Raw genomic sequence first — 25,404 nt, 5'->3', positions numbered from 1 at the left:
AGGTGCGCACAAAATAATATTAATATTTCGTTGTCGACACTTAAATTTTTCTTTCATGCTCACGCTACGCATGTTGCGCACCTTGCAGGCTGTCGCGCGCAGCGGCTCGTTCGCCACCGCCGCCGAAAAGACCGCGCTGACCCAGGCCGCCGTGAGCTTGCAGATGCGCGGCCTCGAAGAAGCGCTCGGGCGTCAGATTTTCGACCGCCGCGCGCGCCAGGTGGCGCTCACGCGCGAAGGCCGCGAAATCTGCGCGAAGGTCGAGCGCATACTCGAACTCGTCGACGAACTGCCGGCCGGCGCCGACGATGCGATACGCGGCTCGGTGATCGTCGGTGCCGTGGTCTCGGTGATCGGCGCGCTCTCGCTGGCCGTCGCGCATCTCAAGACCGAACATCCCGAACTCGAAGTCCGTCTGACTTCCGCGCGTTCGACCGAACTCGCGCAGATGGTCGAAGCGGGCGAAGTCGATCTCGCGGTGGTGGTCGGCAATATCGACGGTGCGCTGCACGACTCGCTCGCCTGGACGCCGCTCTACGAAGAACCGCTGATGCTCGTGACGAGCGCCGCGACGACAGGCAATCACGCGCGGCGCATCTTGCGCGAACGCGGCTTTCTGCGTTTCGATCGCCTCGTGCCGACGGGCGCCGTAATCGACAACGCGATGCGCACGCTCGGCATCAAGCCGAACGAATATCTCGAACTCAATTCGATCGAGACCATTGTTTCTCTCGTGCGCAACGACGTGGGCGTGAGCGTGCTGCCCGTGCTGCACAACGGCCACTGGCACGACGATCCGCATCTGCGGCTGATTCCGCTCTGCAATCCGCCGTTCATGCGCACCGTCGGCATGATTCACCGGAAGTCGAATAAGCGCACGCTGCTGTTCAATACGCTCGCGACGATGCTGCGTTAATCGACGGCGATTCGAATCGCGACACTATGTCTATGGCGCCCTGTTTTAAGGGCTTTTCGCTTCGATGAATAGAAGCATACGCCTGGCGTATTCACGCCAATCGGCTTGACGCGCGGCGCACTGAAAGTAAAATGAAAGTCGATGTCATCAAGCGCGCACACGCATTTACCGATACGTCGTGCCGTTATTAATTCGGCTGGATTTACCGATCCATTGCCGATAGTTAGTCATCCGCATCATAAATCGGAGAGTCAATAATGAAATCCAGAATCGCAACGACCGCCGTCGTGCTGGCCGTGGTCGGCGCCATGATCGCCGGTTCGGTCATGGCGCAACAGCCCGCGCCGGCCAATCCCGAACAAGCACAGGCAGCCGCCACCCACAACGACCCGATCGTCCAGAAGCGCATGGAGATTCGCGACGCGAATCGCGAACAGCGCGCGAAGAACGCCGACGCGAAGAAGGCGTACAAGAGCGAAGTGAAGCAGGCGCGCGGCGAACGCAATCAAGCCGCGCAGGAGTCTCGCGCACGCGCGCAAGACGCGCTCAATACATCGAATGCGCCGAATGGCGCGGCGCCCGTTTCCCTCAACACGCAATAACGCCCGGTCGGCAACACTCGCCACTACGAGCTGCAACCGCCTTTGCGCGGGCGCGGCTTGTGTGCGTTGTCTTTCGTCCGTCGAACGCCCGTCAAACGTGCGCCGGACGCCCGCGTGGAGCGCGTCCAGGCAATCGCGTAAGCTAGCGTCAATTCTCGCGCGGACCGTCCATGCCCAGCTTGCCCTTCACCCCGGTTGTGACCGCTGTTCGAACGCGTTATCGCGCGGCCATCGCCGGGTTGTGCGCCCTGCTCTGCGCGACGACCTTCACGGCATGCCAGCAATTGCCCGCGCCCGGCCCGCGCACGCAGTCGACGACGCTCACGTCCGCGCAAGCGAGCGCCACGCCGCTCGGCCAGGCCATCGACGCCGCACGCGCGACTCATCCCGACCTGAGCGGCATCGATCCGCTGACGCAACCGCTGCAAGCCTTCGCGTCGCGCGTCGATCTCGTGCGCACGGCGCAGCGCACGCTCGACGTGCAGTACTACATCTGGCGCGACGATCTCACCGGCACGCTGCTGCTCGAAGAGTTGCGCGAAGCGGCCGACCGGGGCGTGCGCGTGCGTCTGCTGCTCGACGACAACGGCATACCCTCGTCGCTCGACAACACGCTCGCAGCACTCGACGCGCATCCGAATATCGAAGTGCGTCTGTTCAATCCCTTCGTGACGCGCAATCCTAAATTCATCGGATTCCTGACTGATTTTTCGCGTCTGAACCGGCGCATGCACAACAAGTCGCTGACCGCCGACGGCGTGGCGACGATACTCGGTGGACGCAATATCGGCGACGAGTATTTCGGCGCGACCGATGGCGTGGTGTTCGCCGATCTCGACGTGCTCGCCATCGGCCCCGCCGCCAGCGACGTTGCACACGACTTCGACCGTTACTGGTCGAGCGCCTCGTCGTGGCCCGTGAAGGACATCCTGCCCGCCGCGCCTGCGAATCAACTCGACGCGCTCGATCGCGCCGCGCGCGCGGTGCGGGACAATCCCGCGGCCCGCGCCTATATCGACTCGCTCGAAGCGAAAACCGACGTGCGCCGTCTGCTCGACGGCACGCTCGATTTCGAATGGGCGCCCACCCGGCTTGTCAGCGACGACCCCGCGAAAGCGCTCGGCAAGGCGCCGCAAGCGTCGCTCATCCTCAGTCAACTCAAGGACATTCTCGGCGAGCCGCAACGCGAACTCGACCTGATTTCGCCGTATTTCGTGCCCGCCGAGGACGGCACGCGTTACTTCGCCGAACTCGCGCAACGCGGCGTGACCGTGCGCGTGCTCACGAACTCACTCGAAGCCACCGACGTCGTGCCGGTGCACGGCGGCTACGCGCGTCGGCGCAAGGCGCTGCTCGAAAGCGGCGTCGAACTGTGGGAATTGCGGCGCGCAGCGGGTGTCAACCCTGCGAAGGAACAGGCGCCCGGCATGTTCGGCAGTTCCGGTTCGAGCCTGCATGCGAAGACCTTCGCCGTGGATGCGCAGCGCGTGTTCGTCGGCTCGCTCAATTTCGATCCGCGCTCCGCGAATCTCAACACCGAACTCGGCCTCGTGATCGAAAGCCCTAAACTCGCGAGTCAGATCGAAAGCGCGTTTTCGACGCGCATTCCACAACTGGCCTACGAAGTGAAGCTCGCGCCGAACGGCTCGCTCTACTGGATTCGCCGCAATGGCGACAGCACGATCCGCTACGACGCCGAACCGAATTCGCGCTGGAGCACGCGCCTCGCCGTGTGGTTCTTTTCGATTCTGCCGATCGAGTGGCTGCTGTAAAAGCCGCGCGTGTTATCCGCGATTCAAAGCCTGCACCGCATCGAGCGCACCGCCCACCATCGCGCTCAACACCGGCTGCACCTTCTGCGCGAGATCGGGCCGATAGTCGAATGGCGCGTCCTCGTTCATATAGGTCGACTGGCACATTTCGAGCTGAACGGCATGCACGCCGTCTTGCGGCGCGCCGAAATGGCGCGTGATATAGCCGCCTTTGAAGCGGCCATTCGCAATCGACGTGAATGCACTCGCGCTCGCGCCGCGCTCGACGGCCGCCTGCACCGATGCATGCGCCGTGCGGCCATCCTGCGTGCCGATATTCAGATCCGGCAATTTATCGTCGAATAAACGCGGCAGCACGCTCGCAATCGAGTGCGCTTCCCACAACAGCACGTTCGCATGGTCGGCGCGCAGACGTTGCAGTTCCGCGCGCAGCGTGTCGTGATACGGCTGCCAGTAAGTTTGCACGCGGCGCTGGCGTTCCGCGGCATCGGGCGCACGGCCTTCGCGATAAACCGGCTCGCCGCGAAACGTTTCCGTGGGACACAGCGACGTAGTCGTCTGGCCCGGATAGAGACTTTCGTCGTTCGGCGGACGATTCAGGTCGATCACATAACGCGAGATGCGCGCGCCCAGAATCGTCGCGCCGAGCGCCTTCGCGAAGGCGTAAAGACGATCGAGATGCCAATCCGTATCGGCGACCGTGAGCGCAATATCGCTGTACTGATCGCGCAAATCGGCGGGAATCGTGGTGCCCAGATGCGGAATCGAAACGAGCAAAGGCGCCGTGCCGCGTTCGAGCGTAAAGAGTTCGGTCATGATTCGGTCCGTTGAATGGCGGTGCGCTCAGGCATCGGCGAGCAGGCGCGCAAGCGTCCGGCGATAGTCGGCATAAAGGCGCGCTTCGTCGCGATGGCGGCGTTGTTCGATCACTTTCTCGCCGCCGGTATAGACGTCGAGCACCGGCGTCTCGCCGTGTTCGCAGAACACCACCGACGAGAGCCACGTGCGCGGCGTCTGCTCGGCGAGATTCGGATGTTGTGGATCGAGCACGATCCAGTCGGCGCGCGCGCCCGTTTCGAGCGCGCCCACCTGACGGCCCGTCGCCCGCGCGCCGCCTGCCAGCGCGCCTGCATAAAGCCGGTCGGCGACACAAGCCGTTTGCGGCGAAGCGAGCACGTTGCGCTCGCGGCGGACGAGACGCTGGCCGTATTCGAGCAGGCGCAATTCCGCGCGCCAATCGACGCCGATATGGCTGTCCGAGCCCACGCCGAATGCACCTTGCGCGTTGAGGTAATCGTGCGCCGGGAAAATGCCGTCGCCGAGATTCGCCTCGGTGGTCAGGCACAAGCCCGCGACCGCGCCGCTGCGCGCGAGCGCAAGCGTCTCCTGCGCATCGACGTGCGTGGCATGCACGAGGCACCAGCGCGCATTCACATCGAAGCGATCGAGCAGCCACTGCACCGGACGCGCGCCTTCGGTCTCGATGCACGCATCGACTTCAGCGGTTTGCTCGGCGATGTGGATATGCACGGGCGCGCCGGGCAAAGCCGCGTCGAGACCGTCGAGCATCGCGCGCAAGGAATCGTGCGAGACCGCACGCAACGAATGCGGCGCGACGCCGTAACGCAACGCGCCCTGCTCGGGATGCGTTTCGCGCAGCGCTTCGATGATCGCGAGCAACTGCTCGGGCGTGTTGATGAAGCGGCGCTGATCGTCGCGCGGCGCGCGCGCGCCGAAGCCGCTGTACTGGTAAAGCACCGGCAGCATCGTCATGCCGATGCCCGTGTCGCGCGCCGCGCCCACCACGCGCTGCGCGAGTTCGGCGGGACTCGCGTAACGCTGGCCGTCCTGCGTGTGATGCACGTAATGGAATTCGCAGACGGACGTATAGCCCGCCTTGAGCATTTCCACATAGAGCCAGCGCGCAACCGCACCGAGATCGTCGGGCGTGATGCGCGCGGCAAAGCGATACATCAGATCGCGCCAGCTCCAGAAACTATCGGTGGGATTCGCGCGGTATTCGGTGAGGCCCGCCATCGCGCGCTGAAACGCGTGCGAATGAAGATTAGGCATGCCTGGCATTACTGGACCGGACGCCACCGTTACGCCCGCGGGCGCGGCGGGAAGATCGGCCTGCACACGCAGCAGCGTGCCGCGCGCGTCCCATTCGAGCAGGACGTTACGCCGCCAGCCTTCGGGCAGCCACGCGTGCGCCGCGAACAGCGCGCGATTGGAAGAATCGGAATTCAAGGTGTTCATGCGCGTTGACCGCGTTCGAAAACAGTTTGACCGCCGCGCACGACGCGCGCGCACAGCGGACGGCCGATCCAGTAGGCCAGTTCGGCGAGCGATTGCACCTGCCAGACCGCGAAATCGGCGGGACGTCCCACGCCTAGCGTGCCGTGATGCGCCGCGTCGCCGAATGCCTGCGCCGCGTGACGCGTCACGCCTTGCAGCACTTCGGGCACGGTCATGCGAAACAGCGTGGTCGCCATGTTCATCATCAGCAGCAGCGAGGTCGCGGGCGACGTGCCGGGGTTGCTGTCGGTGGAGATCGCGATCGGCACTTCGTAGCGGCGCAGCAGATCGAGCGGCGGCAACTGCGTTTCGCGGATGAAGTAATACGCGCCCGGCAGCAGCACGGCCACGCTGCCCGCCTCTTTCATCGCGGCCACGCCTGCTTCGTCGAGAAACTCAAGATGATCCGACGACAACGCGCCATAACGCGCCGCCAGCGCCGCGCCGCCGCTATTCGACAATTGCTCCGCGTGCATTTTCACGGGCAGATGGCGACGCGCCGCGGCTTCGAACACGCGCTCGCTCTGCGCGATCGAAAAGCCGATGCGCTCGCAGAACACATCGACGGCATCGACGAGACCTTCATCCGCGAGCGCGGGCAGCATGCGTTCGCAGACTTCGTCGATATAAGCGTCGGCGCGTCCCGCGTATTCGGGCGGCAATGCGTGCGCGCCGAGAAACGTCGTGCGCACTGTCACCGGATAACGCTCGCCCAGTTGCCGCGCGACACGCAGCATCTTGCGTTCGGTATCGAGTTCGAGGCCGTAGCCCGATTTGATTTCGACGGCGGTCACGCCTTCCGCGAGCAGCGGTTCGAGACGCGCGGCCGATTGCGCGAAGAGTTCGGCTTCGCTCGCGGCGCGCGTGGCGCGCACCGTCGAAACGATGCCTCCGCCTTGACGCGCAATCTCTTCGTAGCTCACGCCCGCGAGGCGTTGCGCGAATTCGTCGGCGCGCTGGCCGCCATAGACCAGATGCGTATGGCAGTCGACGAGACCCGGCGTCACCCACGCGCCGCCGAGGTCTTCGCGCGGCCATTGCGCGTACGCGGCGGGTAGCGCCGACGCCGCGCCGAGCCACGCAATCGTACCGTTCTCGACGACGATGGCCGCGTCGTCGATCGTGTCGCGCGGGTCGCCCTGCGCGCAGAGTTTGAGGTGGTGCCAGACGGTTTGATTCATGGCGCTTTCGTGGAATGTCGTTGCACGTTCAGCGTAATGGCGAGCAGCGCGCCCTCGCCTTGCGTTTCGATTTCTGCTGCCTGCGCGCAGTCGATACGCAGCATGTCGCCGGTTTCGAGCGCGATCCAATCGCCGCCAGCGATGCGCGCACGCATGACGCCTTGCGCGCCATACAGCAGCACGGTATCCGTTTGCGCCGGAACGCGATGCGAACCCGCCTCTCGCCAGATATCGAGCGTGCCACTCGCCACGTCGCGGCGCACCATCAGGTTGAAATCGCGCGTCGCACCATCGACGAGACGCGCATCGATGGGCGTGGCTCCGTCGAAACGCGCGACGTCCAGCGCTCGCGTGAGCGCGTGTGTCGTCAAACCCATCGCATCGCGTTCATCGAGCAACATGCCCGCGCCTTCGAGCAACACCAGCGTGCGATCCACGCCCGCGAAGCGCGAAAACGGCCCCGCCTGCGCAACGTCGGCGACGCTTACGCGCCACGCGAAGGTCACGTCGTGCGCAAGCTCATCGGCGAGCCAAGGCGCAGACTCAGCCGCAATCTCGCGCGTGACGCCGCCGCCGTTCTTCCACGGCGACGCCACGAGATCCGCGCCGCGCAGCAGCGTGAGCCGCGGCGCGTGCGTTGCGCGAACGTCGCTCATCGGCCCAGCATCGGCAGCTTGAGACCGGCTTCGCGCGCGGTCTGCTGCGCGAGTTCGTAGCCGGCGTCGGCGTGGCGCATCACGCCCGTGGCCGGGTCGTTGTGCAGCACGCGGCCCAGGCGTTCATGCGCCGCCTGCGTGCCGTCCGCGACGATCACCACGCCCGAGTGCTGCGAGAAGCCCATCCCCACGCCGCCGCCGTGATGCAGCGACACCCACGATGCGCCACCCGCCGTGTTCAGCAGCGCGTTGAGCAGCGGCCAGTCGCTCACGGCGTCCGAGCCGTCCTTCATCGATTCGGTTTCGCGGTTCGGGCTCGCGACCGAACCCGTGTCGAGGTGATCGCGGCCAATCACGATCGGCGCTTTCAATTCGCCGTTCTTGACCATCTCGTTGAACGCCTGACCCAGACGATAACGATCCTTCACGCCCACCCAGCAGATCCGCGCGGGCAGACCCTGGAACGCGATGCGTTCGCGCGCCATGTCGAGCCAGTTGTGCAGATGCGGATCGTCGGGAATCAGTTCCTTGACCTTCGCGTCGGTCTTGTAGATGTCCTCGGGATCGCCGGAGAGCGCGACCCAGCGGAACGGCCCCTTGCCTTCGCAGAACAGCGGACGGATATACGCCGGCACGAAACCCGGGAAATCGAAGGCGTTTTCGACGCCCATTTCCAGCGCCATCTGGCGAATGTTGTTGCCGTAATCGAGCGTGGCCGCGCCGCGTTCCTGCAGCGTGAGCATCGCCTGGACCTGATGCGCCATCGACTGCTTCGCGACCTTCACGATGCTGTCGGGCGCGACCTTCTGCGCCTCGCGCCACTGCTCGACGCTCCAGCCTTGCGGCAGATAACCGTTGATCGGATCGTGCGCGCTGGTCTGATCGGTCACGCAGTCCGGCGTGATGCCGCGCGTCACGCATTCGGCGAACACGTCGGCCGCGTTGCCGAGCAGACCCACCGACACCGGCTTGCCCGTCTGCTTCGCTTCTTCGACGATGGCGAGCGCCTCGTCGAGCGTCTTCGCCTTGCGATCCACATAGCGCGTCTTCAGACGGAAGTCGATGCGCGTCTCGTCGCATTCCACCGCGATCATCGAGAAGCCCGCCATCGTGGCTGCGAGCGGCTGCGCGCCGCCCATGCCGCCGAGGCCGCCCGTGAGAATCCAGCGGCCCTTCGGATTGCCGTTGAAATGCTGGTTCGCGACCGAATAGAACGTTTCGTAGGTGCCCTGCACGATGCCCTGCGAGCCGATATAGATCCAGCTGCCCGCCGTCATCTGGCCGTACATCATGAGGCCCTTGCGGTCGAGTTCGTGGAAATGCTCCCACGTGGCCCAGTGCGGCACGAGATTCGAATTCGCGAGCAGCACGCGCGGCGCGTCGGCATGCGTGCGGAACACGCCGACCGGCTTGCCCGACTGGATCAGCAGCGTTTCGTCTTCGCCGAGATCCTTCAGCGACGCGAGGATCTGATCGAAACATTCCCAGTTGCGCGCGGCGCGACCGATGCCGCCATAAACCACCAGCGCGTGCGGATGCTCGGCGACTTCCGGGTCCAGATTATTCTGGATCATGCGATAGGCGGCTTCCGCCAGCCAGGTCTTGCAGACTTTCTCGCTGCCGCGCGGCGCGCGGATCGTGCGGGAAGGATCGAGGCGGGGATCGGTGAAGTTCGGATGGTTCATGGCGTGCTTTCGTCTCGGCAGTGTCGGAAGGAAAGTTCGGGCGCGATACGGCGTCGCGACAACGTGAGGCCCAGTCTAACGCCGACAAGTTGTATATACAACTCGTTTCAATAAAACAAAGCCAGGGGATTACCCTGGCGTTTCACGAGGTTTTTTAGCGTGTTAGCGGAGAATCGAGCGCTCTGAAGCGGCGCTCATTGACTAGACAAGACGACTACAAGACAAGCACGACGGGCGTGCCGGGCGCGCGCAGAAAGGCGCGCCGCGAAGCGGGAAAAGGCGTCAGACCGTGCCGGCCAGATGAAAACGCGAAGCCGGATGCCAGAGGCGCACCGAGGTCGCCACGTGCTGGCCCACCCACGTGCGGCGCAGCAGCAGCAGACAAGGCTCGCCGATCTCCATCGCCAGATACTGGCGCACGCGCGCGTCGGGCTTCTGCGCGTAGATGCGGAATTCCGCGCGCTGGATCGGCGCGAGCCGCACCATATAGTGATTGGGCGTTTCGACCGTGAAGTCCTGTTCGAGATACTCGGGAAACACCTCGGGATTCACGTAGCGGTCCTCGTACTGGATCGGCTCGCCCTCCTCGCTGTGCACGATGCGCGAGTGATAGACCGGCCCCTGGTCGAGTTCGAGCGCGGCGATGGCGCCGGCGTCGTCGCTGGCTTCGAGCGCGAGCACGTTGGCGCTGTGGCGATGGCCGCGCGCGGCGATTTCATCAGCGATATTGCGGATCTGCAGCGCCGTCGATTCGTATTGGCGCGGCGCCACGTAGGTGCCCGATCCACGCACGCGGTTCAGCACGCCTTCGGCCATCAGTTCGCGCAGCGCGCGCGAGGCGGTCATGCGCGCGACGCCGAATTCCTTCACCATTTCCGTTTCGGACGGCACGACGTCGCCGGGCTTGAGCGCACCGCTTTCGATCTGCGCGAGGACGTGACGCTTGATCTGTTCGTAGGCGGGCAGTGGCGCACCCTGAGCCGGCTTTTTTTGCATGGTGTCGAGCGGGAAATGGACCGGCCACATTGTACCGTTGACGTTCCGGCGCGCCGCTGCGCTTCGTTCACGCCACGCGCGAAGCCCGCGCGCTTGCGTGCTAAGATCGGCGGCTTCCGGTCCAGGCCGCCGGTCCGGGCCATCTTGCGGCGCGCGTTCGCGGCGCCGCCCCCCTTTACGCCACCTTCACGCGCGCTCCGAGCGAAACGACCTTGAACGCACCGACCCAACTCATTTTCCTGCCGGGCGCCTCGGGCGACCCCGCGTTCTGGCAACCGATGGCGAACGCGCTCACCTATGAGGCCGAGCATCAGTTCCTCGCCTATCCGGGCTTCGGCGCCGAACCGGCCGACCCCGACGTCGAAAACTTCGAAGACCTCGTGCGCCGCCTCGTGCAGCGCATCGACCGTCCGACCGCGCTGATCGCCCAGTCGATGGGCGGCGTGCTGGCCCTGCGCGCGGCGCTCGCGAAGCCCGCGCTCGTCACGCACCTCGTGCTGGCCGTCACTTCGGGCGGCCTCGACACGCAGGCGCTGGGCGCGAGCGACTGGCGCGAGAGCTTCGGCAAGGAGAATCCGCATCTGCCGGACTGGTTCCTGACGCTGCGCGAAGACCTCACGGGCGAACTGCCCTATATCCAGCAGCCGGTAATGTTGCTGTGGGGCGACGAAGACCCCATTAGCCCGCTCGCCGTCGGCGAAAAACTGCTGGAATTGCTGCCGAATTCCGAACTCGATCTCGTGAACGGCGGCGGCCACGATCTGGCGAAAGCGCACGCGAGCGTGCTCGCCCCGCTCGTCGACGAGTTCCTGCAGCAAGCCTGACGTCATTCGCACGTCGCGCGCGTGGTGCCACGCCACGCGCGCTTTTCCCTCTCCCCGGTCCCCTCTCCCCGCCTCGCTCTCCCACGCCTGCCGATCGCTCGCCCGATCGACGCTGCGCCTGCGCGCCGACTCGCGCCCCAACGCCTCCCGCGCCTTCTTTTCAGCTTTCACTTACTTTCAATTTGCATTCAATTCGCGTCGATCTGCCGCGAAAAAGCCGCGAACTGACGCGATTGCGGCTTGACATTCAGCAGGCATAAAGCGACCATTGGCCGGTTCGATAAACGAAACGTCGTTCGCATTGCGAACGCACGATAACAAGAACAACGAGCAGGCCGCCGCACGCATGCCGTGACACCTCGTGGCACGCCGCGCGTGGCGCACATCAGCTTGCAGCCACACACTGCGCGATTCATAACAGCATGAAAAGAGACAACCACTCCAACGCGTCATCCACCGCCCAGCCACCCTCCGCGAAAGGCCGCGGCGTCGTCGCCGCCCTCGTCTATGTGTTCGAGCGGGTCATGCCCGACCCCTTCGTCCTCTCGATCTGCCTCACTGCGTTCGTCGCCGTGCTCGCGCTCGCGATTGCGCCGCAAGGCCATATCCCGACGCTGCTCGACGCCTGGTACACGGGCACCTTCGGCATCCTCGGCTTCGCGCTGCAGATGATCCTGATTCTCGCGACCGGCTACGCCATCGCCGAAGCGCCCATCGTCCAGCGTGGCCTGCGCGCGCTCGCGGCCAAAGCGCAGACGCCCGCGCGCGCCGCGCTGCTGGTGTTTCCGGTCGTCGCCATTGCGGCGTGGCTGAACTGGGGCCTCGGCCTGATCGTCGGCGCGCTGCTCTCGCGCGAAATCGCGCGGCGCGTGAAGGTCGATTTCGCGTGGCTCGTCGCCGGCAGCTATTCGGCGTGGTCGATCTGCAATAGCGGCCTGTCGAGTTCCATCGCGCTCTCGCAGGCTTCGCACGGCAACGCGCTCAATCTGGTCGAAAAGGCCACGGGCCACGTCGTGCCGCTCGCCGAGACCGTGTTCGCGCCGTTCGTGTTCGTGCCGACCGTGCTGGTGGTCGTTGTGATGACCGCGATCTTCATCCGCATGCACCCGAAGGCGGAAGACGTGGTGCCCTTCAATCAGGCCGCGCAGGACGAAGACAGCGCGCCCAGCGACGACCCGCACGCGCGCATCAGCGACACGCCGTCGTTCGCCACGCGCCTCGAACAGTCGATGCTCGGCACGCTGCTGCTGCTCGTGCTCGGCGTGGGTTTTCTGGCGATGGAGTGGAGCGAGAAAGGCTTCGATCTCGACATCAACACGACCATCCTGATCTTCCTGCTGATCGGCCTCGCGCTGCAGCGCACGCCCATCGCCTACGCGAACGCGATCCGCCGCGCCGCGCGCCAGACCGGCTCGATGCTGCTGCAATACCCGGTCTACGGCGGCATCATGGGGATCATGAAAGGCACCGGCCTCGCGTCGATGATCGCCAAGGCGTTCGTGACGATCGCCACGCCGGTTTCGCTGCCGATCTGGAGCTATCTGAGTTCGCTGATCATCACGCTGCTGGTGCCGAGCGCGGGCGGTCACTGGGCCGTGCAAGGTCCGTTCGTGTTGCCCGCCGCGCTGAGCCTGCACGCGTCGGTGCCGCGCACCGCGATGGGCGTGGCGATGGCCGAAAACGTCTCGAACATGCTGCAACCGTTCTGGGCCGTGCCGATCGTGGCGATCGCGGGCATCCGCATCCAGCGCGTGATGGGCTACACGGCCGTGACGTTCGCGGTCTCGCTCGTGATTTACGCGGTGGCGCTCTGGCTCGTGCCGTGATGCGCTGATCGTCTGCTCGTCGCTGCATGGGCCGCATGACGTCGGCCTGCGATGCAGTCTCCGTTTGAGCGGCCCAACGGCGCCGCGCCTGCCGCGTTTGTCTCACGAGCGGCGGAGCGCGGCGCCGTTTTGTTTTTTTGTTTTCGTGCGCGCCGCTTTCCTTGCGCTTTTGCGGCGCTTCGCTGCACTTCCGGGGACGCGCACTGCACGCGCGAATCGGCGACAATGGGGCTCGCCCGGCAGCGCGCGGGCGCGCCACCGACCGCACCGAAGGAGCCCGCCTTGACCGCCAACGCCCCATCCGCCGACGATTTTGATCCACGCCTCCTCGACTTTGCCCGCGAAGTCTTCGACACCGCGCGCCGCGGCGAAGCCGCCACGCTCGCCTCGCTGATCGACCAGGGCCTGCCGCCCAATCTGCGCAACGATAAAGGCGACAGCCTCGTAATGCTCGCGAGCTATCACGGCCACGCCAACGCCGTGCGCGCGCTGGTGCAACGCGGCGCGGATCCCGACCTGCGCAACGACAACGGCCAGACGCCGCTCGCGGGCGCTGCGTTCAAGGGCTACACCGAGGTGATCGCCGCGCTGCTCGACAACGGCGCCGACGTGGAAGGCGCCTCGCCCGACGGCCGCACCGCGCTGATGATCGCGGCCATGTTCAACCGCGTGGACATCGTCGAAATGCTGATTGCACGCGGCGCGAATCCGTCCGCGCAGGATGGCGCGGGCAACACCGCGTTCGACGTCGCCAACGGCATGGGCGCCTCCGACGCCGCCGCATGGCTCGCGCGCGCCAGCGGCAGGACCAGCTAGGCCACTGCGGCTTCGCGCAGCGATTTAAGGGCTCGACTCCCGGCTGCAACACGCGCCAACACGCATCAACACGCGGCGCGCTCACCCCGAAGCGATGGCGCGATCCGACCGGCCGGGACGAATGCGCCAGGCATCTATTTCGCCCTGCCGAACCGCTTTATGCCGCCCGATCTGCGCCGCCAGGTGTGCTGGCGCACGCAGTCCTGGTGACACTCCTGGTATGCATACGAACCGCCTCCAGGCGACGCTACATCTGTAGCCCGCGCAAGGCACGTCTGTTGCTCCACTGCGTTTACGTGATATTGTTTTGGCACTGGAGTCGTAACGTGCATGTGCCCGTCAATCGAACTTCGTCACCTTCGCGAGCGTCGCCATGAGTGATGTACGCCACCATCTAAGCCCGCGCGACCGCGTGGAATTGCTCTGCTGGCTCACGTGCGGGAGCCTCGGAGCGTACTACCTCAACGAATCCTGGCCCAACGCGGCTTTTCACGTGCAGGCGGCGCACAAGTGGCTCGACCGTCACGCGCGCGAAGCCGACTGGCTTGCCATCGCGCGGCTCACCGCCATCGCGCAGGAAATCGCCAAGCAGCACGCATGGTTCGTCGACGCCACCTGGGCGCGCGACGCCGTCGAGGAAATCCTCGATACCGACGACCTCAATTACCAGGCGAAGCTGGTTCTGCAGGTGCTCAAGGACTGCGAACTCGCACTCGCCGACCGCCGCGCCGCCGAATAAGCGAGAACGCCCGCCGCACGTTTCTCCATCAGACGATGGAGGCGGCGCGCCCGTCGCACGACCATACTCAGGAACGCCGCGCGAACTCCCGTTCGCGCACTCGCGGCCACGCGCCGCTGCGGGAGCGTTCCGATGATCCCCTCTCGATTCGCCAGCACGTTCGTCGCCATTTCGCTGTGCGCTTGCGCATCGGCGGCGAGCACCACGGTCTGGGCGCAGCGCGATACGCCGACGCCCGGCATGCATAGCGGCAAACAGGTGCAGAAAATCGCGCCGAAGACCGATCGCAAATCGCAGCACGTCGCGAAAGCGGCGCGCGCCGAACCTCAATCGCTGCGCTATCTGCTAGCGGAATCGCCTTGAACGGCGCGTGTTGCCGCTTCTTATTCTCCGCGAATTCACTCTCTCTTTTTCAGCGACCGCTCCGCGCGTTACGACTGCGGAGCGGTTTTCGTCGCGCTGTTTGCGCCTTTCGTATCCTGCGCGCCATCCGCATTGGCTTGCGGCGTCCAGCCATAACCGAGCGCCTTATACAGACTCACGATTTGCGCGAGTTGCTGATCCTGTAACGCCGATTGCTGCAATTGCGCGCTAAACAGACTGCGTTCCGCATCGAGCACTTCCAGATAACTCGTATAGCCGCCCTCGTAAAGATCGCGCGAAAGCGACGCATATTGCGTGAGCGCCTCCACCTGGCGCGTGGTGGCGTCGAGTTGATCGCGCGTGCGCGCCGCGCCGACGAGCGCATTCTCCACATCGGCGAACGCTTGCTGAATGGTCTGTTCGTAGCTCAGCAGCGCTTCCTGCTGCACCGCTTCCGCCTGATGCACCGATCCCGCAATCGCGCCGCCCTCGAAAATCGGCTGCGTGATCGACCCTGCGAACGACCAGACGCGCGCCGGTCCCGTCCACAAACCGGAGAGCGCCGTGCTGGCCGCGCCGAATAATCCCGTGAGCGAAATCTGCGGAAAATACAGCGCGCGCGCCGCGCCGATCGACGCATTGGCGGACACGAGCGCCTGCTCCGCCTGAAGAACATCGGGCCGCCGCTCGATAAGCGACGAAGGCAAACCGGCTGGAATCTCGGGCGCGGACAATTCGGTAATCGATTTACCGCGCGGAATCGGCCCCGGATTCTGGCCGAGCAAAAGCGAAATCGCCGTTTCCTGCTGCGCGATTTGCTGCTGAATCGAATACACCGACGCTTGCGCGGATTCATATTCCGAACGCGCCTGACTCAATTGCAGTTTCGACACCACGCCGCCCGAAAAGCGCTCGTTAAATAGATCAAGCGCGCCTTGACGGCTTTTGAGCGTTTCCTGCGCAATCGTCAGCTGATTATCGTAATCGCGCAATTGCAGATAACTCGACGCCACATTGGCGATCAAGGCGATGCGCGTGGCCTGCTGCGCCGATTGCGTGCCGAGATAATCGGCGCGCGCGGCCTCGGTCAAACGCCGCAGACGCCCGAACAAATCGAGTTCCCACGACGCCACGCCTTCGAGCTGCACCTGATTGCCAACCTGGGGCGGAAAACCGGGCGCGGGCACGCTGCGGCTGCGCGAGGCGCCGAAATTCGCGCCCACCTGCGGAAACAGCCCCGCACGCGTGACCACGTAGCGCCCGTAATATTCCTCGATGCGCGCGGCGGCAATACGCAAATCCTTGTTCTGCGCGAGCGCCCTCGCGATCAGGTCGTCAAGCACGGGGTCGTTGAATTGCGTCCACCAGTCGAGCGACGGATCGACCACCTCCGCGCCCGGCGAAGCGAAGCGATACGACGACGGCGTGTCCACCGTCGGCCGGTGATAGTCGGGCCCGACCGCGCAAGCGGCGAGGCAGGCCGCAAGCGCCATCGGCGCGGTGCGTTGCAAGGCGCGCGGGAGTCTCGGCTTCATGGCTTCAACCCTCCTGCGCGGGCGGCGCCGACGGCGGCGGCATGGTCGGCTCGGCCTTCGGCTTTTTGCGCGACGACAGCGTTTCGAGGCCCCAGAAGAACATCGGAATGAAGAACAGCGCGATCACCGTGGCGCCGAGCATGCCGAAAATCACGCCAGTGCCGAGCGAGCGCCGGCTCGCCGCCGACGCGCCGCTGGCGATCGCGAGCGGCACGCAACCGAGAATGAACGCGAGCGAGGTCATGATGATCGGACGCAGCCGCAATTTGGCGGCGTGCAGCGCGGCGTCGTAAGGCGAGAGCCCTTCTTTCTCGCGCATTTCCACGGCAAATTCGAAAATCAGAATGGCGTTCTTCGCGGCCAGCGCAATCAGCACGGTCAAACCGATCTGGAAATACACATCGTTTTCCATGCCGCGTATGAAAATGCCGACCAATGCGCCAAACAACGCGAATGGCACCGCGAGCAACACGCCAATCGGCAGCGACCATTTTTCGTATTGCGCCGCGAGAATCAGGAACACCATCAGCAACGCGAATGCAAACACGAGCGCCGCCGTCGAGCCCGCTTTCTTTTCTTCGTAGGCCTGGCCGCTCCATTCGTAGTTGTAGCCGTCGCCGAGCGTTTCGCGCGCGATATTCTCCATCGCCGCAATTGCCTCGCCGGAACTGTGACCCGGCGCGGCATCGCCGGTAATCTTGGCCGCCGGGAAATTATTGAAGCGATTCACGATATCCGCGCCCGGCACGAAACGCACGGTCGCGAGCGCCTTGATCGGCACCATCTGGCCGCTGGTGTTGCGCACGTAAAGCTGCTGAATGTCTTCAGGGCGCGTGCGATATTGCGGCTCCGCCTGCACGATCACCTGAAACAGACGGCTGCCCTTCGGGAATTGACTCACATACGACGATCCGAACATCGTCTGCAACGCGGAATACACATCCTGAATCGGCACACCGAGCGTTTCCGCGCGCTCGCGATCGACTTCCACGAGCAATTGCCGCGAATTCGTATTGATGGTCGAATTCACGCTGCGCAACGCGGGATTCTGGCGCGCCTTCGCAATGACCTGGCGCACTTTCTCCTCAAGCTGCTGATAATTGCCGTCGCCGGTGCTTTGCAGCCAGAATTCAAAACCGCCCGTGGTGCCAAGGCCCGGAATCGAAGGCGGATTGAGCGGCACCACTGCGCCGTCCTTGAAACTCGAAAACGCCTTGTTCGCTTCGCGAATCAGATCCTGCGCCGAGCCGTTTTCGCCGCGATCCTTGAAGCCCTTGAGCGTGATAAAGAGCGTGCCCGCATTCGATTTATATTGCGAATCGATCAGGCTATAACCGATAGGCGCCGCCACCGAACTCACGGCGGGCTGCTTCGCGAACCAGTCTTCCGCCTTCTTCGACAATGCGCCGGTGCGGTCGAGACTCGCCGCGTCGGGCAATACGACCGCGCCGAGCAGATAGCCCTGATCTTCCACCGGCAAGAACGACGACGGAATGCTCTTGAAGAGTCCGCCCGTGGCGATCAGCATCACAACGATCAGTCCGATCGACAGCAGCACGCGGCGAATCGCGCTCTGCACCCAGCTGCCGTAGCCCTCGGTGAGCTTGTCGAATTTCTCGTTGAACCAGCGGAAAAAGCGGTTCTTTTTCTGCTCGCCCGGTTTCAGCAGAATGGCCGCGAGCGCCGGCGAAAGCGTGAGCGCCACCACGCCGGACAGCACCACGGACACCGCGATCGTCACCGCGAATTGCTTGTACAACTGCCCGGTAATGCCGGAAAGAAACGCCACTGGAATAAACACCGCGAGCAACACGAGCACGATCGCCACCACCGGCCCGCTGACTTCATCCATCGCGCGCTTGGCCGCTTCCTTCGGTGGCAATTTGAATTCGCTCATATTGCGCTCGACGTTTTCGATCACGACGATCGCATCGTCCACCACGATGCCGATCGCCAGCACCATGCCGAACAAGGTCAGCATATTGATCGAAAAGCCGAACGCCTCCATGCCGATAAACGCGCCGATGATCGATACCGGCACCGCGAGAATCGGCACGAGCGTCGCGCGAAAACTTTGCAGGAAGATATAGACCACCAGAATCACGAGGATCACCGCGTCGCGCAGCGTATGCACCACTTCGCCAATCGACTCGTGCACGAATTCGGTGGTGTCGAGCGCGACTTCGTATTTCAGGCCCGGCGGGAAATTCTTTTTCAGTTGCTCCAGCGTGGCGCGCACCTGCTTGGCCACTTGCAGCGCGTTCGCGCCCGGCTGCTGATAAACGGCGATCAGCGTTGCCGTTTTGCCGTTATAGCGGCCACGCAGCGAATAATCCTTTGCGCCGAGTTCCGCGTGACCAATATCCTTGATGCGCACAATGGCGGCGTCGGTCGAACCCGCGCGCAGAATGATATTGTCGAAATCGACGGGCTCGGTCAGCCGCCCTTTGGTGGCCACCGGGAAAGTCTGCTGCACGGGTTCGGTGGTCGGCGATTGCCCTAATCGGCCCGCGGAAAACTGCTGATTCTGCGCGCTGATCGCGTTCTGCACATCGGCGACCGTAATGCCCAGCTTCGCCATACGGTCGGGCTTGAGCCAGATGCGCATGGCGTAATCGGCGGAACCGAAAATCGAGGCCTGATTCGCGCCCGGAATGCGCTTGAGCGCATCGAGCACGTAGACGTTCGCGTAGTTCGCCACATAGGCCTGGTCGTAAGCGTTATCGGGCGAATAAATCGCGACCACCATCATGAACGCCGACGAGCGCTTCTGCACCGACACGCCCTGCGCCGTCACCGCATCGGGCAGCGTGGGCAGCGCGAGATTCACGCGATTCTGCACGTCCACCTGCGCAAGCGACGGATCGGTGCCGATATTGAAATACACCGTGAGCGTCATATTGCCCGTCGAAGAACTCGACGAACTCATATACATCATGTCGTCGGCGCCATTGACCTGCTGCTCGATGGGCGCGGCCACATTCTGCGCGACGATGTCGGCGCTCGCGCCCGGATAAGTGGCGCTCACCGTGATCGTGGGCGGCGCGATGTCGGGAAACTGCGCAATCGGCAGATTGAACATCGAGACCAGCCCGGCGACCACGAGAATGATCGACAGCACCGACGCGAAAATCGGCCGGTCGATAAAGAAGTGGGAGAACTTCATCGCTCACCCTCCCGTGGAGGGCGAGAGCGTGACGTCCACGCGTCGAGACTTGTCGGGCGGATCGGTGGCGACGATGCGCGCGGGTTTGCGCATGTCGATGCGCGCGTTCTGCACGCCCGCCACGATCAGCGCCGCACGCACGGTCGCCGCGCGCGAAGCGGCCAGACGTTCGTTCGCGGCGTAAGAGCCGCTCGCATCGGTGTAGCCCGAGATGATCACGTGCGTGTCGGGTGCGCTCGCGAGATGCTTCGCGACCGCGGCCAGGGCGCTTGCCGACTGCGCGTCGAGGCTGGCGCTGCCGACCGGGAAATAAAGCGGCGTGCGTGCCGCAGCGTTCGAGTCGGCCGAAGCCGAAGCTGATGACGATGTCGACGCGCCCGGGCTGGATGCGCTCGCGGCGTTCGTGCCGTGCTGCGTCGATTGCTTGTTATCCGATTCGTTAGGATTCCCATCTTGTGCATTGGCGGCATCCACGCCAGGGATCTTCACGCTGGCCGGCGGCGTCGCGACCAGATTCGCCTTCACGACCGCGCCGGGCATCAGCCGCAAGGTATTGTCGACCACCACGCGGTCGCCCGCCCGCAGGCCGGAGCGAATCACCCAGTCGTTGCCGTTCCACTCGCCCGTTTCCACCGAGCGCTGCTGCGCCTTCGAATCCTTGTCGACGGTCCAGACATATGCGCCGCGCGGCCCTTGCATCACCGCGTCCTGCGGCACCGCCACGGCGCTCGCGCGGTCCGCGCCGAGCAGCTTGATCCGCACGAACTGGCCCGGACGCAGCGCGCCATTCGGATTCGGCACTTCGGCGCGAATCAGATAGGTGCCGGTTTCGGTGCTCAGCGCGGCATCGGTAAAGGCAATGCGTCCGCGAGACGGATACACGCTGCCGTCCGCGAGCACGATCACCGCTTCGAGTTTGCCGATCTGCGGCAGCTTGAGCGCGCCGCTCTTGACCTGGGTCCGCAGATCCAGCATCTCGTTCTCGGAGAGCGAGAAGTTGATCCACATAGGATCGAGCTTCGCCACGTAAGTGAGCAGACTGTTGGTGGCATCGATATACGAGCCGTCCTGCTTCTTGGCGAAACTCGACAAGCCGGTCACGGGCGCGGTGATCGTCGTATAGCCGAGATTGAGGCTCGCGCTCGTGACGTTGGCGCGCGCCTGTTCGAGCGCGGCCGCCGCGGCCTGTTGCTGGCCGAGCGAATCGTCGAGGTCTTTCTGGCTCAAGGCATTCTTGGCGACGAGCGGACGCACGCGGTTCAGGTTGGCCTGCGCCGTGTCCAGACGCGCCTTCTGCTGCGCATATTCGGCGTGCGCCGCGTCGAGCGCGGCCTCGAACGGCTTGCGGTCCATCACGAACATCACGTCGCCCTGATGAACCAGCGAGCCTTCCTGATAGATGCGCTTTTCCAGAAAGCCATTCACGCGGGCGCGGATCTCGACCTGCTGCGAGCTTTCCGTCTGTCCCACATAATCGAATGCCACCGGCACGTCGCGCAGCGCGACGTCGATCACATCCACATTCGCAGGCGGCGGCGCGGACGCGGTGGGCGTCTTCTCATGGCACGCGGCAACCCCAAGCAGCAATCCCAACGACAAGCACAAACGGGCAACCCGAATTCCGCATGCCATGCTGTTCTCTCCGTTGTCGACGATCTACGCTGGACCGACGAACCCGAGGCGGCTCCGGGCATACCTACCGGACGCGCTGCGCCGCCTTGAAGCTCGGAGCAGATCTTACTGTGTTTCTTGACATTGCATCCTTATGTTTGCCACTCTCATCCGTTTGCTATGCATGGCGAAATAATGGTGTATCGCGTTACGCAAATGGCAACGGAAAATAGATTGGATGATTGCAAACCTGAAAACCGAATCGCTTAATGCCGGGCGCATTAATGATCGCGTTCGAGCCGTTTGATCGTGCCGAATTCTGCGCCGGGCAACGTGCGGATCAGTAACGCCATCGCTTCCGGCACGCGCTTGCGTTCGAGTTCGACATGCAGGCAAGCGAGTTCGCTGCGCCGGTCGATGTCGATGGTATACGCGCCCATCGCCTCGCCGAGCATGGCGTGAAGCAGGCGGCGCGCGAGTTGCGCGTCGTGCGTCGCCACGCGCACGATCATGCGCACGCACGAAAGCCTTTGCGTGGCGCGAGCCTGATCGATGCGCGCACGCGGCGCTTTGGGTTTAAAGGACGAAACGGAGGCGAGATGATGCGGAAGCAGCGAAGCCATGTCGGGTAGTTGCGCGCCGCACGATTGCGCGGCGCGCGCGTAGTTGAACATGGCTCGATTCTAGAAAGACGCGCGCAAAGATCGCGTAAAGAAACGGTCGGCGCGTGCCAAAACCGTATTCAATCGAGCGGACGTCCGGCCGGTTCGCGAATCAACGGCAAGGCCAGCAGCGAAACCGCGCCGCAGCCAATCAGATACCACGCGGGCGCGAGCGGATCGCCGAGCAGTTTGATGAGCCAAGTCGCGAAGAATTGCGCGAAGCCGCCGAAGATCGAGACACCCAGGCAATACACGATGGACATGCCCGTGACGCGGATCGACTGAGGAAAAAGCTCGGGCAGCATGACGATGTTCGGCACCGCCGTGAACGCGACGATCGCGCCCAGCACGCCCACCACGGTCAGCACCATGCCGACCGTGGGCATCGCGTGAATCAGCATGAACGCGGGATAAATCGCGGCGATCAGCAGCACGCGCGACACGCCGAGCACCCACTTGCGCCCCACGCGATCGGAGAGCCAGCCCGCGAACGGCGAGCACACTGCCGTGACAAGCGCGGCCACCAGCGCCGCACTCATGCCCACCGAAACCGGCAAGCCGAGCATCTTGATCGCATAGGTGGACATGTAGAACAGCACGATATAGTTGGCCGCCGTGCCGCCGATCGTGGTGACCACACCCGCTACGAGCGCCACGCGATGACGCGTGAAAATCTCGCGCAACGGCCGCGCGACGTCCACGGCGGCGGCGCCTTCGTCGGGCTGTGCATGCACGAGCGTTTCGTCGAGATGGCGGCGGATATAAACGCCCACGGGCGCGACCAGCATGCCGAGCACGAACGGCACGCGCCAGCCCCAGCTTTCGAGCGCCGAAGGCGTCAGAGCCGTCGAGAGCGCCACGCCGATCAGCGCGCCGCAGACGGCGTTGAGCCCCTGGCTCACGAACTGCCAGCTGCCATAGAAGCCGCGTGTGCGGTCGTCGGCGTATTCGAGCAGCAGCGACGTGGACGCGCCCACCTCGCCGCCCACCGCGAAGCCCTGGATCAGACGCGCGAGCAGAATGAGTGCGGGCGCGGCGAGCCCGATCTGCGCATACGTGGGCGCGAACGCGATCAGCGCGGAGCCGAGCGCCATGAGCCAGAGCGTGAGCGTCATGGCGGCCTTGCGGCCCGCGCGGTCGGCGAACGCGCCGATCAGCACGCCGCCCAGCGGACGCACGATGAAACCCACGCCGAAACTGCCCACGGCAAGCATCAATTGATTCAGCGCGCCGTGCACCGGAAAATACAGGGCGCCGATCGTCGAGGCGAAGAAGCTGTAAACCGTGAAATCGAAAAACTCGAGGCCGTTGCCGAGCGTGATCGCGGCGATTGCTTTCGCACGCGTGACACGCGTGTGCGCTTGCGGCGACGCATCCGTGGCGCTGTGCAGCGAACTGGCGTTCATCGTGAGTCTCCTCCTGTCCCGGTTCGAGCGCGCGGCGCCCGATCCTTTAATCCTTCGCTATCCGAATCAAGTGTTCGGTATCAAGGCTGCAAGAAACGTTCGGCCAGTTTGACCCAGTACGCGGCGCCCGTCGCGAGACAATCGTCGTTGAAATCGTAGCCGGGATTGTGGACCATGCAGCCGCCCTCCCCGTCGCCGTTTCCGATGATCAGATAACTCCCCGCGCAATGTTCGAGCAGGAACGCGAAGTCCTCGCTGCCCGTGAGCGGGTCCATGTCGTGAATCAGCCCCGCTTCGCCGAGCCAGTCGCGCGCGACGTCCTGCGCGAAGGCGGTCATCGCCGGATCGTTCACCAGTACAGGATAACGGCGCTGATAATCGATGCGCGCCGTCGCGCCATACACGCTCGCCTGCGCATGCACGAGCGCGGTAATACGCGCTTGCAGCAGATCGCGAACCTCGGGCCGCAGCGCGCGCACCGAGAGTTTCATCTGCGCGGTTTGCGGAATCACGTTGGGCGCGTCGCCCGCGTGAATCGCGCCGACCGTGACGATCGCCATGTCGAGCGGCGGCACGTTGCGCGACACGATGGTCTGCAATGCGAGCACGACGTTCGCGCAGACGACCACCGGATCGATGGCCTTATGCGGCACCGCGCCATGGCCGCCGCGACCGTCGATATCGATCACGACCGTATCCGACGACGCCATGAACGGCCCCGCGCGAAATCCCAGCTTGCCGGTCGGAAAGCCCGGCATGTTGTGCATGGCGAACACGGCATCGCACGGAAAGCGCTCGAAGAGACCTTCGTCGAGCATGCGCTTCGCGCCGCCCAGGCCTTCCTCGGCCGGTTGAAAGATCAGATGCAGCGTGCCGTCGAAACTGCGCGACTGCGCGAGATGCTTCGCTGCCGCGAGCAGCATCGCGGTGTGGCCGTCGTGACCGCACGCGTGCATCTTGCCGGGAATGCGGCTCGCGTAATCGAGCCCGGTGGCTTCGTGAATCGGCAGCGCGTCCATGTCGGCGCGCAGGCCCAGACGCCGCGCGCCGCTGCCCACTTTCAGCGTGCCCACCACACCCGTGCCGCCCAGCCCGCGATGGACTTCATAGCCCCATTCGGCCAGCCGCTGCGCGACCAGATCGCTCGTCACGAACTCCTCGTAGCCGAGTTCGGGGTGCGCGTGGATTGCGTGGCGCAGCGCGATCATTTCTGCTTCGATCGCGGCAATTTCGGGCGGGATCGCCATCGTGTTCATCGGGGAGTCTCCTGCTTCGATGCGGTTCGAGGTTCAGCGAGGTTCAGCAAGGCTCAGGATAATGACGCCGTTTTTTCGCCGACAGCCCTACAATGGTTGGCCCGCCAACCAGAGGTACGCACTCGGGTTTTCCCTCATGAAGTTCCATCAGTTCCGGGCGCTCGTCGCCATGGCCGATACCGGCAGCATCCGCGCGGCCGCGCGCGCGCTCGGCATCTCGCCCGCCGCGGCCACCAAGGCCGTGCGCGAACTCGAAGCCGAGCAGCAGATCGCACTGGTAACGCGCAACGCGAACGGCATCGCCTTCACCGAGGCGGGTCAGGCGCTGCTCGTGCATGCGCGCGCGATCGTGCATCAGATGGCGCGCGCCCAGGACGAACTCGACGCGCGGCGCGGCAGCGGCGGCGGCAAGCTCGCCATCGGCGTGACGCCGTGGCTCGCGCTCTCGTTTCTGCCCGACGCCGTCACGCTGTTTCGCGCGCGCATGCCCGAGATGCAGCTGGAGTTCTACGAGGGGCTGCTCAATATCGTGATGCCGCGTCTGCGCGACGGCTCGCTCGACTTCTCGCTCGGCAAACCGGGACTCGCGTCGCTGCACGCCGAATTCACGCAGACGCCGATCTTCGCCACCGAATCCGCCGTGGTCGTGCGCAAGGGTCATCCGCTCGAACACACGCATTCGCTGCGCGATCTTCAGGATTGCGAATGGTTGCTCAACTGGGACCCGGCGAGCAAGGACATGATCGCCGACGACGTGTTCCGCCGCCACGGCCTGCCGCTGCCGCGCACGGTGCATCTCGCGCATTCGTTCATCGTCGCGATGGGGCTGATCATGAACACCGACATGGCCAGCATCTTTCCGTGGCCATTGGTGGAAACGCGCATCGCGCGCGAGAATCTGCGCGCGCTGTCGCTACAGGAGGAAGTGGACCGCACCGTGGTGAGCGTGGTCGCGCGGCGCGGCGTGCCGCTCTCGGCCGCCGCGGAATGCTTTCTCGATTGCCTCAAGCAGGCGATCCGCTCTGGAGAATCCTCGCAGGATCCAGAGCGGCGCCGCCTGTATCACTCGCTCGAGTTGCTGATCTGATCGCCGC

21 protein-coding genes are annotated in these 25,404 nt (G+C 64.4%); 9 read left to right on the top strand and 12 right to left on the bottom strand.

Going from position 1 to position 25,404, the window contains the following annotated elements:
• Nucleotides 1–55: 55 nt before the first annotated feature.
• The 3 genes from U4Y88_RS32875 (at nucleotide 56) to U4Y88_RS32865 (ending at nucleotide 3,290) form a co-directional block, all read left to right on the top strand.
• A complete protein-coding gene (locus U4Y88_RS32875) occupies nucleotides 56–916 on the top strand; it encodes a LysR family transcriptional regulator (RefSeq protein WP_224014793.1) in 861 nt (286 codons plus the stop codon).
• A 257-nt stretch (nucleotides 917–1,173) separates the two neighbouring features.
• Nucleotides 1,174–1,518 (top strand): hypothetical protein, encoded by a 345-nt coding sequence (locus U4Y88_RS32870; RefSeq protein ID WP_321789028.1) that lies wholly within the window; start codon nucleotides 1,174–1,176, stop codon nucleotides 1,516–1,518.
• 170 nt (nucleotides 1,519–1,688) lie between these two features.
• Nucleotides 1,689–3,290: a phospholipase D family protein gene (locus U4Y88_RS32865; protein ID WP_310631148.1), complete on the top strand. Its 1,602-nt coding sequence runs from the start codon at nucleotides 1,689–1,691 to the stop codon at nucleotides 3,288–3,290.
• A 12-nt stretch (nucleotides 3,291–3,302) separates the two neighbouring features.
• Here the strand turns inward: U4Y88_RS32865 and hutG are convergent, their stop codons facing one another.
• From hutG to hutC, 6 genes are all read right to left on the bottom strand, one after another.
• Nucleotides 3,303–4,106: an N-formylglutamate deformylase gene (hutG, locus tag U4Y88_RS32860; RefSeq protein ID WP_321789026.1), complete on the bottom strand. Its 804-nt coding sequence runs from the start codon at nucleotides 4,104–4,106 to the stop codon at nucleotides 3,303–3,305.
• A gap of 27 nt (nucleotides 4,107–4,133) precedes the next feature.
• Complete coding sequence (locus U4Y88_RS32855; protein ID WP_321789024.1) at nucleotides 4,134–5,549, bottom strand: formimidoylglutamate deiminase; 1,416 nt, start codon at nucleotides 5,547–5,549, stop codon at nucleotides 4,134–4,136.
• The gene (gene hutI / locus U4Y88_RS32850; RefSeq protein WP_321789022.1) at nucleotides 5,546–6,769 is read right to left on the bottom strand and encodes an imidazolonepropionase; all 1,224 of its coding nucleotides are present in this window, start codon (nucleotides 6,767–6,769) and stop codon (nucleotides 5,546–5,548) included. Before hutI ends, U4Y88_RS32855 begins: the two co-directional genes overlap by 4 nt.
• Nucleotides 6,766–7,425 carry a HutD family protein gene (locus U4Y88_RS32845; protein ID WP_321789020.1) on the bottom strand — a complete coding sequence of 220 codons (660 nt, stop codon included), beginning with the start codon at nucleotides 7,423–7,425 and terminating at the stop codon, nucleotides 6,766–6,768. Before U4Y88_RS32845 ends, hutI begins: the two co-directional genes overlap by 4 nt.
• Nucleotides 7,422–9,110 carry a urocanate hydratase gene (hutU, locus tag U4Y88_RS32840; protein WP_224014806.1) on the bottom strand — a complete coding sequence of 563 codons (1,689 nt, stop codon included), beginning with the start codon at nucleotides 9,108–9,110 and terminating at the stop codon, nucleotides 7,422–7,424. Before hutU ends, U4Y88_RS32845 begins: the two co-directional genes overlap by 4 nt.
• 282 nt (nucleotides 9,111–9,392) lie before the next feature.
• Nucleotides 9,393–10,106 (bottom strand): histidine utilization repressor, encoded by a 714-nt coding sequence (hutC, locus tag U4Y88_RS32835; RefSeq protein ID WP_224014808.1) that lies wholly within the window; start codon nucleotides 10,104–10,106, stop codon nucleotides 9,393–9,395.
• A gap of 212 nt (nucleotides 10,107–10,318) precedes the next feature.
• Here hutC and U4Y88_RS32830 point away from each other — a divergent pair, with 212 nt between their 5' ends.
• The 5 genes from U4Y88_RS32830 (at nucleotide 10,319) to U4Y88_RS32810 (ending at nucleotide 14,674) form a co-directional block, all read left to right on the top strand.
• Nucleotides 10,319–10,930, top strand: a complete 612-nt coding sequence (locus U4Y88_RS32830; RefSeq protein WP_224014810.1) for an alpha/beta fold hydrolase — start codon at nucleotides 10,319–10,321, stop codon at nucleotides 10,928–10,930.
• Between the two features lie 422 nt (nucleotides 10,931–11,352).
• The gene (locus U4Y88_RS32825; protein WP_321789018.1) at nucleotides 11,353–12,756 is read left to right on the top strand and encodes a TIGR00366 family protein; all 1,404 of its coding nucleotides are present in this window, start codon (nucleotides 11,353–11,355) and stop codon (nucleotides 12,754–12,756) included.
• Nucleotides 12,757–13,038: 282 nt separating this feature from the next.
• Nucleotides 13,039–13,572 carry an ankyrin repeat domain-containing protein gene (locus tag U4Y88_RS32820; RefSeq protein WP_310631156.1) on the top strand — a complete coding sequence of 178 codons (534 nt, stop codon included), beginning with the start codon at nucleotides 13,039–13,041 and terminating at the stop codon, nucleotides 13,570–13,572.
• 373 nt (nucleotides 13,573–13,945) lie between these two features.
• The gene (locus U4Y88_RS32815) at nucleotides 13,946–14,311 is read left to right on the top strand and encodes a hypothetical protein (RefSeq protein ID WP_224014816.1); all 366 of its coding nucleotides are present in this window, start codon (nucleotides 13,946–13,948) and stop codon (nucleotides 14,309–14,311) included.
• A gap of 132 nt (nucleotides 14,312–14,443) precedes the next feature.
• Nucleotides 14,444–14,674 carry a hypothetical protein gene (locus U4Y88_RS32810; protein WP_321789016.1) on the top strand — a complete coding sequence of 77 codons (231 nt, stop codon included), beginning with the start codon at nucleotides 14,444–14,446 and terminating at the stop codon, nucleotides 14,672–14,674.
• A gap of 68 nt (nucleotides 14,675–14,742) precedes the next feature.
• Here U4Y88_RS32810 and U4Y88_RS32805 read toward each other — a convergent pair whose 3' ends face one another.
• From U4Y88_RS32805 to U4Y88_RS32780, 6 genes are all read right to left on the bottom strand, one after another.
• Nucleotides 14,743–16,209, bottom strand: coding sequence for an efflux transporter outer membrane subunit (locus tag U4Y88_RS32805; protein WP_321789015.1), 1,467 nt, complete (start codon nucleotides 16,207–16,209; stop codon nucleotides 14,743–14,745).
• Between the two features lie 4 nt (nucleotides 16,210–16,213).
• Nucleotides 16,214–19,375, bottom strand: a complete 3,162-nt coding sequence (locus U4Y88_RS32800) for a multidrug efflux RND transporter permease subunit (protein ID WP_310631159.1) — start codon at nucleotides 19,373–19,375, stop codon at nucleotides 16,214–16,216.
• A gap of 3 nt (nucleotides 19,376–19,378) precedes the next feature.
• On the bottom strand, nucleotides 19,379–21,007 hold the full coding sequence (locus tag U4Y88_RS32795; protein ID WP_321789013.1) for an efflux RND transporter periplasmic adaptor subunit: 1,629 nt from the start codon (nucleotides 21,005–21,007) through the stop codon (nucleotides 19,379–19,381).
• A 260-nt stretch (nucleotides 21,008–21,267) separates the two neighbouring features.
• Complete coding sequence (locus tag U4Y88_RS32790) at nucleotides 21,268–21,660, bottom strand: hypothetical protein (protein WP_321789011.1); 393 nt, start codon at nucleotides 21,658–21,660, stop codon at nucleotides 21,268–21,270.
• 68 nt (nucleotides 21,661–21,728) lie between these two features.
• Nucleotides 21,729–23,054: an MFS transporter gene (locus U4Y88_RS32785; protein WP_321789009.1), complete on the bottom strand. Its 1,326-nt coding sequence runs from the start codon at nucleotides 23,052–23,054 to the stop codon at nucleotides 21,729–21,731.
• 80 nt (nucleotides 23,055–23,134) lie between these two features.
• On the bottom strand, nucleotides 23,135–24,310 hold the full coding sequence (locus U4Y88_RS32780; protein WP_321789007.1) for a M20 aminoacylase family protein: 1,176 nt from the start codon (nucleotides 24,308–24,310) through the stop codon (nucleotides 23,135–23,137).
• A 136-nt stretch (nucleotides 24,311–24,446) separates the two neighbouring features.
• On the opposite strand from U4Y88_RS32780, the gene U4Y88_RS32775 reads away from it, so the two are divergent.
• On the top strand, nucleotides 24,447–25,397 hold the full coding sequence (locus U4Y88_RS32775; RefSeq protein WP_224014829.1) for a LysR substrate-binding domain-containing protein: 951 nt from the start codon (nucleotides 24,447–24,449) through the stop codon (nucleotides 25,395–25,397).
• Nucleotides 25,398–25,404 lie beyond the last annotated feature (7 nt).

Origin of the sequence: Paraburkholderia sp. J94, from assembly GCF_905220285.1 — a bacterium.
In the GTDB taxonomy this organism is placed as follows: domain Bacteria; phylum Pseudomonadota; class Gammaproteobacteria; order Burkholderiales; family Burkholderiaceae; genus Paraburkholderia; species Paraburkholderia tropica_A.
Note: the sequence above shows the minus strand (reverse complement) of the source record. Positions and strands in the feature narration are given on the sequence as shown.